Origin of the sequence: Amycolatopsis nalaikhensis (assembly GCF_030264295.1) — a bacterium.
Taxonomy (GTDB): domain Bacteria; phylum Actinomycetota; class Actinomycetes; order Mycobacteriales; family Pseudonocardiaceae; genus Amycolatopsis; species Amycolatopsis nalaikhensis.
The window spans coordinates 6,914,989-6,927,230 of the sequence record NZ_CP127173.1 but is presented as its reverse complement, the minus strand read 5'-3'; the positions used below and the strand labels follow the sequence as shown (position 1 = coordinate 6,927,230).

Here is a 12,242-nt window from a genome sequence, read left to right as displayed (position 1 = left end):
CATCACCCGATCCGTGAGGCGACCGTACCGAGGTCGCGCAGGAGGTTTTCCGCCGTCGGGCCCGAGCGCCGGGCGGCGGCCAGCCGTCCCAGTTCCCGGTCGATCAGCGAGCGGTTGAGGTCCAGGAAGGTCAACGGCGGCAACCGGTCCGCCGCTCGCAGCACCCGGTCCAGCGAGGTCTTGGTGACCGCGCGGCCGCCGAGGCCCGCGACGACCGTGTGCACCCGGGTCGCAGGCGCCGCCGTGACCACGTTCTGCGTGACGATCCCGCCGACGCCGGGCTCGAAGGCCCGCTCCAGCACCACGACGTCCCGGGCGTGCCCGAGCGCCGCGCGGACGGCGCCGGCGGGGAACGGCCGGAAGCAGGTCAGGCCGAGCACACCGACACGCAGCCCGTCTTCGCGCAGTTCGTCGACGGTGTCCTTGAGCGTGCCGAGCACCGAGCCGAGCGCGATCACGATCGTGTCGGCGTCCTCGGTGCGGTAGGCGCGGGTCAGCCCGCCGGAGTTGCGGCCGAACGCCTCGGCGAAGCGGTCCGAGACGTCCGGGACGACATCGAGAGCCTCCATCAGGCGGGCGTGGGCGAGGTAGCGGACCTCGGTGAACGCCTCGGGGCCGACCATCGCCCCGATCGACGACGGCTCGGCCGGATCGAGGACCTGCCGGGGCTCGTAGGGCGGCAGGAACGCGTCGACCTGGTCCTGGTCCGGCGTGTCGACTTGTTCCCACGCGTGGGTCAGCACGAAGCCGTCCATGCAGACCATCACCGGCGTGGACAGCTCCTCGGCGATCCGGAACGCCTGGACGTGCAGGTCCGCGGCCTCCTGGTTGGTCTCGGCGTGCAGCTGGATCCAGCCGGCGTCGCGCAGGGCCATGCTGTCGCTGTGGTCGTTCCAGATGTTGATCGGCGCGCCGATCGCCCGGTTGGCCACCGTCATCACGATCGGCAGGCCGAGCCCGGACGCGTTGAACACCGCCTCGGTCATGTACAGCAGGCCCTGGCTCGCGGTCGCCGTGTAGGCCCGCGCGCCGGCCGCGGACGCGCCGATGGCGACCGACATCGCGGCGAACTCCGACTCGACGTTGACGAACTCGCACGGCGCGAGCTCACCGGACTTCACCAGCTCCGCCAGGCCTTCGACGATGTGGGTCTGCGGAGAGATCGGGTACGCGCAGACGACTTCCGGGCGGCACAGCGCGACCGCGTCGGCGACGGCTTTGGACCCCTCAATCTGCCTGAGCACCGGTCAGCTCCTCCCGTTCGGCACGGACGAACCCGTACGCGGCGGTCGCCGCGGCGATGTTGCCGTCGGCCTTGGCGCCGGTGAACCGGCCGGAGATCGCGGTGATCACCGAGCGCAGCTCGACAACGCCGGTCAAGGCGGCGAACCCGCCGAGCAGCGCCGCGTTCGGCATCGGGCGGCCGAGGTGCTGGCGGGCCAGCTCGGTGGCGGGCACCACGAGCAGCCGCTCGCGCCGGAACCCGCGCACGAACTCCCCCAGCCCCAGTTCCTCGAAGCTGTGCGCGGAGTTCACCAGCAGGTAGCCCTCCGGCCGCAAGCCCTCGAAGACGTTCACCTGGTGCAGCAAGGTGGCGTCCTGGATGATCAGCGCGCTGGGCCGCACGATCGGCTCCCGCGTACGGATCACCCGGTCGGCGATCCGGCAGAAGGACACGACCGGCGCACCCATGCGTTCCGAGCCGAAGCTGGGGAATGCCTGTGCGTGGCGCCCTTCGGTGAACGCGGCGACCGACAGCAGCTCGGCCGCGGTCACCACGCCCTGACCGCCGCGGCCGTGGATGCGGACCTCCGTCATGCTCATGTGCTCGGGTACTTCGCGAGGATGTCGCGCAGCGCCGCGACGAACCGCAGCGACTCGTCGTGGTCACGCTGCCAGACGTTGCGGCCGAAGATCAGCCCGGTCGCGCCGGCTTCCATGGACTCGCGAGCCTTTTCCAGCATCGCGTCGTCGCCGGCCTTGCCGCCGCCGGAGACGAGCAGCAGCGTCCGCCCGGCCGACCGGACGACGGCGTCGATCGCCTGCTGGCTGGTCGTTTCCTTCGCGTACGGCGCGGGGACGTTGTCGATCTTGGCGGGGTGCGGGAAGTTGACCTTGACGACGTCGGCGCCGAGCTCGGACGCGGTCCGTGCGGCGTAGTCGACGGCGTAGAACGAGTCTTTCCCGCCCTTGCCCTCGATGGCCGAACCGCGCGGGTAGGCCCAGACGATCAGCGGCATGCCGAGACGATGCGCGTCGGCGCGGACCTGCCGCAGCTGGGCGAAATCGTGTTCCTGCGCGGGACTTCCGACGTAGAGGGTGTAGCCGACGGCGTCCGCGCCGAGCCGGACCGCGTCCTCGACGCTGCCGTGCAGCGGGGACAGCGCCTCGGCGTCGGACGGGATTTCGGTCTTGCCGTTGAGCTTCAGCACCAGGGGCAGCTCACCCGCGTAGTCCCAGTAGAACTTCTCGGCCAGCCCGATCTGGATGGCGATCCCGTTGAACCCGCCTTCGAGCGCGAGCTTGATGATGTACTTCGGGTCGCTCGCCGCCGGGTTGGCGAAGAAGTCGCGAGGACCGTGTTCCAGGCCCTGGTCGTAGGGCAGGAAGAACGCGGTCCCGTTACGCAGGCCGTGTTCGTGCAGGATGCGGTGCAGGCGTGTCTTCTTGCCGGTGTTCAGCCCGAGTTCGGCCAGTGCGGGACGGTGCGCCATGGCGGCCTCCGACAGTCGCGGGTTCGTGGTGTGCCCAGCAAATCGCGGCGCGGCGGTGATCACCGCTGGCGAACGCCACCGGCACCGGGGCCCTCGGTCACCAACGGGTGGGACCAACGGCTCTGCTGCTCGCGCGCCCCGGCGATGAGACTTGGCCGCATGAAGGTCGACGAACTGCTCGAGAAGGCGAAGGACGGGCTGGAGACCAAGATGGTCTACAGCGAGCCGTACGAGGTCGACGGCGTCACGGTGATCGTGGCTTCGACCGTCGGCACCGGCGGAGGTGGCGGCGACAGCCGCGACGAGAAGGGCCGATCCGGCGAAGGCGGCGGCTTCGGGCTGTCGGCCAAACCGGTCGGGGCCTACGTCATCAAGGACGGCAAGCTCCGCTGGGAACCGGCCGTCGACGTCAACCGCCTCCTGGCCGCTCTCGGCGCGATCGCCGTCGCGGCGCTCTTCGCCGCCACCCGGCTGGCGAAACTCAAGTACCGAGCCGCACCGCCGGTTGATGAGCGGTAACGGTGCGGTTTTGCCGTCCATTAACGTACTGCTCACCAGCCGAAAACCCGGCCGGACGCGACCACGGCACGCGGGCATGATGGCGGCATGCCACACCGAGTCCTGCTCGCCGACGACGACCGGGCGATCCGCGAATCGCTCGTCCGGGCCCTCGACCTCGAGGGCTACCACGTCACCGAGGTGACCGACGGCGTCAGCGCCCTGGCCACCGCCCGCCGCGACGAGTTCGACGTGCTGATCCTCGACGTGATGATGCCTGGCGTCGACGGCCTCGGCGTCTGCCGCGTTCTGCGCGCCGAAGGCGACCGGACGCCGATCCTCATGCTCACCGCGCGGGTCGAGACGCCCGACCGGGTGGCCGGGCTCGACGCCGGGGCCGACGACTACCTGCCCAAGCCGTTCGAGCTCGACGAACTCCTCGCCCGGCTGCGCGCGCTGCTGCGCCGCACGTCACCCGAGCCGGACGCGCGGCGCACGCTGCGGCTGGGTGAGCTCGCGGTCGACCCCGCGGCCCGGCGCGTGTGGTGGCAGGGCACGGAGATCACGCTGTCGAAAACCGAGTTCGACCTGCTCGAGCTGCTGGTGCGCAACGCCGGGATCGTGCTCGACCGCGCGACCATCTACCAGCGCATTTGGGGCTACGAATTCGGCTCCGACTCCAAGAACCTCGCCGTCTACATCGGCTACCTGCGCCGCAAGCTGGAGCAGGCCGGCGCGACGGAGCTGATCCACACCGTCCGCGGCGTGGGCTACTCGGTGCGGCCGGCGTGAACCTGCGCAGCAAGCTCGCGATCGCGTTCGCCGGGGTCGGCGCGGCGGTGGCGATCCTCGTCGGGGCCTTCAGCTACCAGGCCGCCTCCCAGCGCATCGATGCCGAACTCGACCGGTCCCTGCTGACCACCTCCGCCGAGGTCGCGGCCGGAGCGACGCAGATCCTCGCGCCCAGCCCGGTCACCCGCGGCCCCGATGACGACGACCACGACGAAGCCCAGCCGATGGTGGCCCAGGCCATCGCCGCGGACGGGAGCGTCCGCCCGCTCGGCGGCCGCCCGGTGCGCCTGGCCGTCGGCGACGAGGACCGCGCGCTGGCAGCGACCGGCGCCCTCGCCGACCACCGCTATACGAACTTCACCGCCGGGCACGACGAGTACCGGGTCATCACCGTCGCGCTCGGACCCGGCCGCGGCGCCGTCCAGCTCGGCATCGACGTCGACGAGTCCCGGCACGTGCTGAGCGAGCTGGCCGCCCGCATCACCGGCGTCAGCGCCCTGGTGCTGGTCGCGGCGGCGCTGGCCGGCTGGCTGCTGGCCCGGCAGATCACCCGCCGGCTGGTCCGGCTCACCGACGTCACCGAACAGGTCAGCGACGGCCGCCTCGACGACGTCGCCGTGCCCACCGGCGGGCGCGACGAGGTCGGCAGGCTCGCGACGTCGTTCGACCGGATGCTCGGCCGCCTCGCCGACGCCCGCGCCGACCAGGACCGCCTCGTCCAGGACGCCGCCCACGAGCTGCGGACCCCGCTGACCAGCCTGCGCACCAACGCCAGCGTCCTGCGCCGGTTCGCCGAGCTCACCCCCGAATCCCGCGCCCGCCTGCTCCACGACGTCGACGGCGAGACCCGCGAACTCACCCACCTCATCGACGAGCTCGTCGAACTGGCCACTCGCCGCTACCAGTCCGAAGAACCCGCCCCGGTCGAGCTGGGCGCCGTCGCCGGCCGCGCCGCCGACCGCGTCCGGCGCCGCTCGGGCCGCACCATCAGCGTCCAGGCCGACGGATCCGCGCTGACCGGTCAGGCGAAGGCCCTGGAGCGCGCGGTGTCGAACCTGCTGGAGAACGCCGTGAAGTTCGCTCCCGACGGGCCGATCGAGGTCGTCGTCCGCGACGGCCGCGTGCAGGTGCTCGACCGCGGCCCCGGCATCGGCGACGACGACGCGACGCGGGTGTTCGACCGGTTCCACCGCGCGGACGCCGCCCGCGGCCTGCCCGGCTCCGGGCTCGGGCTGGCCATCGTGCGGGAGATTGCCCTCGCCCACGGCGGGTCCGTGTTCGCCGAGCCGCGCCCGGGCGGCGGGGCCGTGGTCGGGTTCACCGTCGCTGCCGATCTTCTCTTACCCGGTTCTCACCCCGGTCACGTCGACCGCTAACCGGGCTCCGGAAGGGTGGATTCCGCAGCGACCACTCCGAGGAGCCCGATGTCCACCGTCTTCGCCACCCACCGCGTCACGCGGCCCGCGGTGCGCGCGTGGTGGCGCGACGCCGCCGGCCTGACGGCCTGGCTGAGCGTCCTGTTCGTGGTGGCGCTCTGGGTGTCCGGCCGCGGCCTGCAGGACCTCGCCACCGACTTCCTGACCTCCGCGGGGCGGCTCACCGGGCTGCTGTCGGCCGATCTCCTCCTGCTGCAGGTGCTGCTCATGGCCCGGATCCCCTGGGTCGAACGCAGCTACGGCCAGGACGAGCTGGCCCGGCGCCACCGGCTGACCGGGTTCACCTCGATCACGCTGCTGGCCGCGCACATCGTCCTGATCAGCCTCGGGTATGCCGCCACCGACGGTTCGGGCCTGCTCGGCGAGGTCTGGCTGCTCGTGACCACCTACGCGGGCATGCTCCTGGCCACGGCGGCGACCGCCGCACTGGTCATGGTCGCCGTGACGTCGGTGCGCGCGGCCCGGCGGCGCCTGCGGTACGAGTCCTGGCACCTGCTGCACCTCTACGCCTACCTCGGCGCCGGGCTCGCGCTGCCGCACCAGCTGTGGACCGGCGCCGACTTCACCGCCTCGCCGGTGGCGACCGCCTTCTGGTGGACCGCGTACGCCGCAGCAGCGGGCGCCGTACTGGTCTTCCGGCTCGGGCTGCCGGTCTTCCTCAATACCCGGCACCGCCTCGTTGTCGAAAAGGTGGTGCAGGAAGCGCCCGGCGTCGTCTCCGTGTACCTGCGCGGCCGGCACCTCGACCGGCTCCCCACTGCTGCGGGCCAGTTCTTCGTCTGGCGGTTCGTCTCGGGTCCGGGTTGGACGCGAGGCAAGCCGTTCTCGTTGTCGGCCGCTCCGGACGGTCAAGGGTTGAGGATCACGGCGAAGGATCTCGGGCCCGGCAGCCGCCGGCTGGCCACTCTGCGGCCCGGCACCCTCGCCCTGTTCGAGGGGCCGTACGGCAGGCTCACCGGCACTGTCCGGAAAGGACCAAAGCTGGCGATGTTCGCGTCCGGGATCGGGATCACGCCGCTGCGCGCGCTGCTGGAGGAACTGTCCTACCGGCCCGGCGAAGCTGTGCTGTTCCTCCGCGCGGGGTCGCAGCGGGACCTGCTGTTCCGCGCCGAGCTCGAGGACCTCGCGGCGCGGCGCGGAATCCGGCTTCACTACCTGCTCGGCCGGCGCTCCCGCGACCGCGCATCCTGGCTCCCGGCAAACTACACCTCCGTCCCCGACTACCAGGTCCTGCGCCACCTGGTGCCCGACATCGCCGGCCACGACGTGTACGTCTGCGGCCCGGACGCCTGGACCGAAGCGGTGCTCGACAGCGCCCGCCGCGCCGGTGTCCCCGCCGACCGCGTCCACGCCGAACGGTTCGGCTGGTAGGAAAGGACTTCCGATGCGCAGGATCGCCATCGCCTTCGCGGCGACCGTCTCGGTCGTGGTGCTGCTGTTCAGCTACCGCACCAGCACCGGCCAGGCCCCTGTCGCCACAGGACGTCCCCTCGGCAGCGGCACGCAACCGACCGGCGCCACGAGCCCGGCCACGCCGGGTTCGGCGAGCGCCACCTTCACCGGCGGCGCCGCGGACACCCGCTACGGCCCCGTCCAGGTCCGGATCACCGTCAGCGGTGGCAAGATCACCGATGCCCAGGCCGTCGAGTACCCCCAGGAAAGCGGTCGCGACGTCCGGATCAACTCCGCGGCTGTGCCCGTGCTGAACCAGGAGACGCTGCAGGCCCAGAGCGCGCAGATCGACACCGTCAGCGGCGCGACCTACACCTCCGAGGGTTACCAGCAGTCCCTGCAGTCCGCGATCGACGCGGCCCACGGGTGACCGCCGCGCACCGGCTACGCCGGTCCTGGACCCGGCCCGTGATGGGCACCCAGGTCAGCCTGCACCTGCGCGGGCCCCGCGTGGACATCGATCCGGCGGTCGAACCGGCCGTGGCGGCGGTGTTCGGGCACCTGCGCGCCGCCGACGAGCTGTTCAGCACCTACCGGCCGGACAGCCAGGTCAGTGCGATCCGCCGCGGTGAACTCCCCCACGACCAGTGGCACCCTTGGGTCACCGAAGTTGTGGCGCTGTGCGAAGAAGCCCGAGAACGCACCGACGGCTACTTCGACCCGTGGCGGCTGCCCGGCGGCTTCGACCCGTCCGGGCTCGTCAAGGGCTGGGCGGCCGAAACCGCCGCGGCCCACCTCGCCCGGCTTCGCGGATTCGACCACTACCTCAACACTGGCGGCGACATCACCGCCGCCACGCGCACCCGGCCGTGGCGGGTCGGCGTCGAAGACCCCGCCGATCCGGCCGCCTTCCTCGCCGTCCTCGAGCTGCGCACCGGCGGCCTCGCGACGTCCGGCATGGCCGCCCGCGGCCCGCACATCGTCGACCCGCACACCGGCATCCACCCCTGCGGCCTGCACGCCGTGACGGTCAGTGGCCCGACTCTGCGGTGGGCGGACGTCTTCGCCACCGCCGCGTTCGCCCGTGGCGGTGAAGACGTCGAGGAGTGGGTTCCGGCGCGGGCGCCGGGCTACGAGATCGCCGCGCTCGCCCGCGCGCCCTGACGGCCTGCCCTTCACCGTCCTCGACCAATCCACCACAAAGGACATCATGACCACCGTCAACGGCCTGCCCGCCCACATCCTGCTCGTGCACGCCATCGTCGTCCTGCTCCCCCTCGCCGCACTGCTGCTGGTTCTCGGCGCTCTCTGGCCCGCCGTCCGCCGCAAGGTCGCCGGCCCGAACGCGATCCTGTCCGTTCTCGTCGTGGCGCTCGTCCCGATCACCACCGAAGCGGGCGAATGGCTGGAACGCCGGGTCGCTTCGACGCCGCTCGTGCGCAGCCACACGGAACTCGGCGACACGGCCCTCTACGTCGCGATCCCGGTAGCGGTGCTCGCCGTCGTCGTCTGGTGGCGGCACCGCGAAAGCCTGCGAGGCCGGATGTCCGATCCCGCGAGCGCCGGCTCGACCGCGGTCGCCACCCGCCGCACGTTCCTCGCCCCAACCTCGACCGCCGTGACGGTGGTGATCGCGGTGCTGGCGGTGGTGGCCGCGGGCGCCGCGTGGTACGACGTCTACCGCATCGGGGATTCTGGCGCCCAGGCCACCTGGCAGGGCCAGTTCACCTCGTCCCCGGCTCCCCGTGGCACCGGCCGCTGAGGGACCGGTCAGCGGGTCAGGTTGCCGAGGGCGGCGCGGATGCGCTTGCCCGCTTCTTCGGCGACCGGGCGGAGTTCCTCGCGTTCGGGCAGCTCGATCATGACGCGCGGATCGAGCGCTTGGACCAGGCTGCGCTCGGCTCCGTCGGCGCGGACGACGACGTTGCAGGGCAGCAGCAGCCCGATCGTCCGGTCGGCCTCCAGCGCGCGGCGCGCCAGCGGCGGGTTGCACGCGCCGAGGATCACGTACGGTTCCATGTCCGCGTCGAGCTTCTCGCGCATCGTCGCCTGGACGTCGATCTCGGTGAGCACCCCGAATCCCTGCTCCTTCAACGCCGCCCGCACTTCGGCGACGGCCTTCCCGAAGGGCAGGTCCAGGGTGATACTCAGGTCGTACTTCACGGTGATCATCCCTTTCGTGACGGCTCAGCCGCCGTGGAGGGCGGCTGGAGCAAAGACGGCAGCGGCCGCGACTCCGGCGGCGACCACGAGGATCAGGAAGGCGAACGTCCGCCGGACGCTCCGCGCCGAGAGCCGATCTCCGGCTTTCCCGGCCAGCAACGACGCCAGCAGCGCCACTCCCGCGAATACCGCTGCGATGCCGTAGGGCAGGTCCGGCATCGTGGTGGCGTGCGCGGCCAGCCCACCCAGGGATGTCAGCACGATGACCACCAGCGACGTCGCCACCGCCTCCGGCGCGGTGAGACCCAGCAGCATGGTCAGGGCCGGGACGACGACGAACCCGCCGCCGACGCCGAACAGGCCGGTCAGCACCCCGACGACGGCGCCGACACCGAGCGCCTTGGGCACGCAGCTGCGCCAGTTCACCCCGCCCGCGCTGGTCCGGCAAGCACCGTCCCGCTCCGGGGCGGCAACGAGCATCCGCACTGCGACCACCGCCATCAGCACGGCGAAGGCGACCAGCAGCCACCGGTCCGGCAGCAGCTTGCCCAGCGCGGTGCCGCCGAACGCGGCCGGGACGCTCGCCGCGGCGAAGACCAGCGCGACCGGCCAGCGGATCACCTTCGACCGCCACCGCGCCACCAGGCCACCGGCCGCGGACACCGCCACGACCAGCAGCGATGTCGGGATCGCGGCGGACAGCGGCAGCCCGACCCCGTAGACCAGCGCGGGAATGGCGAGGATGGAGCCGCCCGCGCCGAGCAGGCCCAGCGCGCCGCCGATGACCAGGCCGAACACCGCTGCCAGCAGGAACGTCATGAGCTCAGCCCACGACCAAGGGGAGCCCGGCCCGGGCGGCCCGGTCGAACTCGTCGTCCACCGCGACGACCTTCCGTCCGGCCGCGGCCAGGACCGAAGCGGCGATCGAGGCGCGGTAGCCGGCCTGGCAGTGCACCCACACCTCGCCGGCCGGGACTTCGCCGAGGCGGTCCAGCAGTTCGTGGATCGGGATGTGCAGGGCGCCGTCGAGGTGGTTCTGGGCCCATTCCTGGTTGCGCCGGACGTCGAGGACGGTGACCGGCCGGTGATGGCGGACCATGGCCAGCTCCCCGAAGTCCGCCCGCGGGAACCAGCCGAGCGGGGCATCGCCCGACCAGGCGTCCGGGGTGCCGGTGGCCGCGGACTCGACGCGGTCGATGCCGATCCGGACCAGTTCGCGCTGCGCGTCGGCGACCTGCTCGGCGGTGTCACCGAGCAGGGACAGGGGCGTGCCCCAGGGGATGAGCCAGCCCAGGTAGGTCGAGAAGCTGCCGTCGGCGCCGAAGTTCAGGGTGCCCGCCACGTGGCCGGCGGCGAACGCGATGCGCGAACGCAGGTCCACCACCCACTCGCCCTTCTCGATGCGCGAGCGCAGTTCGGCAGGGTCGGCCGCCCCGGGCGGGGTGAGGTCGGGGGCGTCCGGGCCGGCGCTGTTGGCCGGGCCCATGTGCGCGTAGTAGGCCGGGTAGGCGTCCAAGCCGGCGAGCAGTTCGTCGACGTAGGTCTGCTCGTCGCGGGTCAGCACCGGGTTGACCTGCTTCTCCCGGCCGATCGTCGACCGGTCGGCCTCGGACTGGGTGGCCGAGCAGAAGCTGCCGAAGCCGTGCGTCGGGTAGATCTCGGCGTCGTCGGGCAGCACGTCGGCCAGCCGGCGCGCCGACGCGTACTGGCGCTTCACCAGCTCCCCGGTGTTCGCGGGGCCCAGCAGGTCGGGCCGGCCAGTGGAGCCGAACAGCAGTGACCCGCCGGTGAACACCGCCGGGACACGTCCTGGCGCCTCCAGGACGTAGGAGAGGTGGGTAAAGGTGTGCCCTGGTGTCGCCAGCGCGCGCACCCGCATGCGCGGCCCGACCTCGATCACGTCCCCGTCCGCGATCGGGGCGCGTTCGAAGGACACCGGATCCGCGGCGTTGACGTGGTAGGCCGCACCGGTCACACGAGCCAGCGCGAGACCGCCGGTCACGTAGTCGTTGTGGATGTGGGTCTCGAACACGTCCGTGATCCGCAACCCGCGCACCTGGGCCAGGTCCAGCACCCGGTCGATGTCGCGCTGCGGGTCGACCACGAACGCCGTCTCGCCGTCCTCGACGAGGTAGCTGCGATCACCGAGACTCGGGGTGTCGATGGCGATGATCTCGATCATAGTTCCTCTCTTCATACCCCCGGGGGTATCTGAATTCAGGATAGCGCACTCTTCCCCGCCTCTCTTGATACCCCCGGGGGCATGACAATCCCAGAGAACTAGGTCCTCGGCACGCGCGACCACGGTCACTCCGGACGAGGCCGGCCCCTCAAAGGAGGGGTACCCCCAGGGGTATAGTGAGCGGAGAAGCAGGACCTGGAGAACCGTGGAGGAACACCGGATGTGCCAAAGGATCGTCTGTTCGAAGTGCGGGAAGCCGTCCTACCAGGGCTGCGGCAACCACGTCGAACAGGTACTCGGCGACGTCCCCGCCGCCGAGCGCTGCTCGTGCTCCGCCGAGCAGTCCGCACGGAAGCCGTGGCGGCTGTTCGGCCGCCGCTGAACCCCCGGGAGGAAACATGACAGGGGGCACCGCGCTTCCGCGGCTCGAGCGGGTCCTGGCCGTGGTCGCCCACCCCGACGACGAATCCTTCGGCCTCGGAGCGCTGCTGGACACGTTCGTCCGCGGCGGCGCGGCCGCCTCGGTGCTGTGTTTCACCCACGGCGAAGCGTCGACGCTGCACGGCAGGCCGGGTGAACTCGCCGACGTCCGCGCCGCCGAACTGACCTCGGCGGCGGAAGTCCTCGGAGTGACCAGCACGACGCTGCTGGACCACCCGGACTCCGCCCTGGCCTCGGTAGCCGTCGCCGATCTCGCCACGGACATCGCCGATGCCGCCGCCCGGGTCGCCCCGGGCCACCTCCTCACTTTCGACATCGGTGGCGTGACCGGCCACCCCGACCACATTCGCGCCACGGAGGCCGCACTCGAGGCCGCGGCGGCACTCGGCATCCCGGTCCTCGGCTGGGCCGTGCCGGACGAGGTCGCCACGCAGCTCAACGGCGAGTTCGGCACGGCCTTCGCCGGCCGGCGAGCCGACGAGATCGACTGGACCGTGCCCGTCGATCGAAGCCGGCAGCGGAAGGCGATCGCCGCACACGCGAGCCAATCCGCTGACAACCCGGTCCTGCATCGCCGGCTGCAGTTGCTCGGGGATACCGAGTACTTGCGCAGCCTGGGCTGAC

At 71.9% G+C, this 12,242-nt stretch carries 15 protein-coding genes; 9 read left to right on the top strand and 6 right to left on the bottom strand.

All coding sequences use genetic code 11. The features are described from left to right. Positions 1-2: 2 nt before the first annotated feature. Genes QP939_RS33990 through QP939_RS33980 form a run of 3 tightly spaced genes read right to left on the bottom strand, consistent with a single transcriptional unit; the run spans position 3 to position 2,714 of the window. The gene (locus tag QP939_RS33990; protein ID WP_285450362.1) at positions 3-1,244 is read right to left on the bottom strand and encodes a transketolase C-terminal domain-containing protein; all 1,242 of its coding nucleotides are present in this window, start codon (positions 1,242-1,244) and stop codon (positions 3-5) included. Further along, positions 1,228-1,818, bottom strand: a complete 591-nt coding sequence (locus QP939_RS33985; protein ID WP_285450360.1) for a 2-oxoacid:acceptor oxidoreductase family protein — start codon at positions 1,816-1,818, stop codon at positions 1,228-1,230. The genes QP939_RS33990 and QP939_RS33985 overlap by 17 nt, the downstream gene beginning before the upstream one ends. Positions 1,819-1,820: 2 nt before the next feature. Continuing rightward, entirely contained in the window at positions 1,821-2,714 is an 894-nt protein-coding gene (locus QP939_RS33980) for a class I fructose-bisphosphate aldolase (protein WP_285450358.1), read from the bottom strand. Between the two features lie 159 nt (positions 2,715-2,873). Between QP939_RS33980 and QP939_RS33975 the strand changes: the two genes are divergently transcribed. From QP939_RS33975 to QP939_RS33945, 7 genes are all read left to right on the top strand, one after another. Then, on the top strand, positions 2,874-3,233 hold the full coding sequence (locus QP939_RS33975) for a spore germination protein GerW family protein (RefSeq protein ID WP_285450357.1): 360 nt from the start codon (positions 2,874-2,876) through the stop codon (positions 3,231-3,233). Positions 3,234-3,320: 87 nt separating this feature from the next. Next, a complete protein-coding gene (locus tag QP939_RS33970; RefSeq protein WP_285450356.1) occupies positions 3,321-4,004 on the top strand; it encodes a response regulator transcription factor in 684 nt (227 codons plus the stop codon). After that, positions 4,001-5,380, top strand: coding sequence for a HAMP domain-containing sensor histidine kinase (locus QP939_RS33965; protein ID WP_285450354.1), 1,380 nt, complete (start codon positions 4,001-4,003; stop codon positions 5,378-5,380). The genes QP939_RS33970 and QP939_RS33965 overlap by 4 nt, the downstream gene beginning before the upstream one ends. Before the next feature lie 48 nt (positions 5,381-5,428). Then, the gene (locus QP939_RS33960; protein ID WP_285450353.1) at positions 5,429-6,811 is read left to right on the top strand and encodes a ferredoxin reductase family protein; all 1,383 of its coding nucleotides are present in this window, start codon (positions 5,429-5,431) and stop codon (positions 6,809-6,811) included. A 13-nt stretch (positions 6,812-6,824) separates the two neighbouring features. Beyond that, positions 6,825-7,262: an FMN-binding protein gene (locus QP939_RS33955; RefSeq protein WP_285450352.1), complete on the top strand. Its 438-nt coding sequence runs from the start codon at positions 6,825-6,827 to the stop codon at positions 7,260-7,262. A gap of 41 nt (positions 7,263-7,303) precedes the next feature. After that, positions 7,304-7,996, top strand: a complete 693-nt coding sequence (locus QP939_RS33950; RefSeq protein WP_285450351.1) for an FAD:protein FMN transferase — start codon at positions 7,304-7,306, stop codon at positions 7,994-7,996. Positions 7,997-8,042: 46 nt separating this feature from the next. Continuing rightward, the gene (locus QP939_RS33945) at positions 8,043-8,594 is read left to right on the top strand and encodes a DUF2231 domain-containing protein (RefSeq protein ID WP_285450349.1); all 552 of its coding nucleotides are present in this window, start codon (positions 8,043-8,045) and stop codon (positions 8,592-8,594) included. Between the two features lie 8 nt (positions 8,595-8,602). On the opposite strand, the gene QP939_RS33940 is transcribed toward QP939_RS33945, so the two are convergent. The 3 genes from QP939_RS33940 to QP939_RS33930 are packed head-to-tail and all read right to left on the bottom strand — an operon-like array spanning position 8,603 to position 11,177. Continuing rightward, a complete protein-coding gene (locus QP939_RS33940) occupies positions 8,603-9,004 on the bottom strand; it encodes a DUF302 domain-containing protein (RefSeq protein WP_285450347.1) in 402 nt (133 codons plus the stop codon). Positions 9,005-9,019: 15 nt separating this feature from the next. After that, complete coding sequence (locus QP939_RS33935) at positions 9,020-9,814, bottom strand: sulfite exporter TauE/SafE family protein (protein WP_285450345.1); 795 nt, start codon at positions 9,812-9,814, stop codon at positions 9,020-9,022. A gap of 4 nt (positions 9,815-9,818) precedes the next feature. Beyond that, entirely contained in the window at positions 9,819-11,177 is a 1,359-nt protein-coding gene (locus QP939_RS33930) for an MBL fold metallo-hydrolase (protein ID WP_285459908.1), read from the bottom strand. Positions 11,178-11,397: 220 nt separating this feature from the next. On the opposite strand from QP939_RS33930, the gene QP939_RS33925 reads away from it, so the two are divergent. Both QP939_RS33925 and QP939_RS33920 read left to right on the top strand, forming a co-directional pair. Continuing rightward, on the top strand, positions 11,398-11,559 hold the full coding sequence (locus QP939_RS33925; RefSeq protein ID WP_285450343.1) for a DUF8730 family Cys-rich protein: 162 nt from the start codon (positions 11,398-11,400) through the stop codon (positions 11,557-11,559). Positions 11,560-11,575: 16 nt separating this feature from the next. Further along, positions 11,576-12,241: a PIG-L deacetylase family protein gene (locus QP939_RS33920; protein ID WP_285450341.1), complete on the top strand. Its 666-nt coding sequence runs from the start codon at positions 11,576-11,578 to the stop codon at positions 12,239-12,241. Position 12,242 lies beyond the last annotated feature (1 nt).

Bases quoted from the DNA above. Each gene is read 5' to 3' on its own strand.
- QP939_RS33950 (WP_285450351.1), top strand. From the start codon at position 7,304: ATGGGCACCCAGGTCAGCCTGCACCTGCGCGGGCCCCGCGTGGACATC.
- QP939_RS33970 (WP_285450356.1), top strand. From the start codon at position 3,321: ATGCCACACCGAGTCCTGCTCGCCGACGACGACCGGGCGATCCGCGAA.
- QP939_RS33945 (WP_285450349.1), top strand. From the start codon at position 8,043: ATGACCACCGTCAACGGCCTGCCCGCCCACATCCTGCTCGTGCACGCC.
- QP939_RS33920 (WP_285450341.1), top strand. From the start codon at position 11,576: ATGACAGGGGGCACCGCGCTTCCGCGGCTCGAGCGGGTCCTGGCCGTG.
- QP939_RS33975 (WP_285450357.1), top strand. From the start codon at position 2,874: ATGAAGGTCGACGAACTGCTCGAGAAGGCGAAGGACGGGCTGGAGACC.
- QP939_RS33980 (WP_285450358.1), bottom strand. From the start codon at position 2,714: ATGGCGCACCGTCCCGCACTGGCCGAACTCGGGCTGAACACCGGCAAG.
- QP939_RS33940 (WP_285450347.1), bottom strand. From the start codon at position 9,004: ATGATCACCGTGAAGTACGACCTGAGTATCACCCTGGACCTGCCCTTC.
- QP939_RS33925 (WP_285450343.1), top strand. From the start codon at position 11,398: ATGTGCCAAAGGATCGTCTGTTCGAAGTGCGGGAAGCCGTCCTACCAG.
- QP939_RS33955 (WP_285450352.1), top strand. From the start codon at position 6,825: ATGCGCAGGATCGCCATCGCCTTCGCGGCGACCGTCTCGGTCGTGGTG.
- QP939_RS33930 (WP_285459908.1), bottom strand. From the start codon at position 11,177: ATGATCGAGATCATCGCCATCGACACCCCGAGTCTCGGTGATCGCAGC.
- QP939_RS33935 (WP_285450345.1), bottom strand. From the start codon at position 9,814: ATGACGTTCCTGCTGGCAGCGGTGTTCGGCCTGGTCATCGGCGGCGCG.
- QP939_RS33960 (WP_285450353.1), top strand. From the start codon at position 5,429: ATGTCCACCGTCTTCGCCACCCACCGCGTCACGCGGCCCGCGGTGCGC.
- QP939_RS33985 (WP_285450360.1), bottom strand. From the start codon at position 1,818: ATGACGGAGGTCCGCATCCACGGCCGCGGCGGTCAGGGCGTGGTGACC.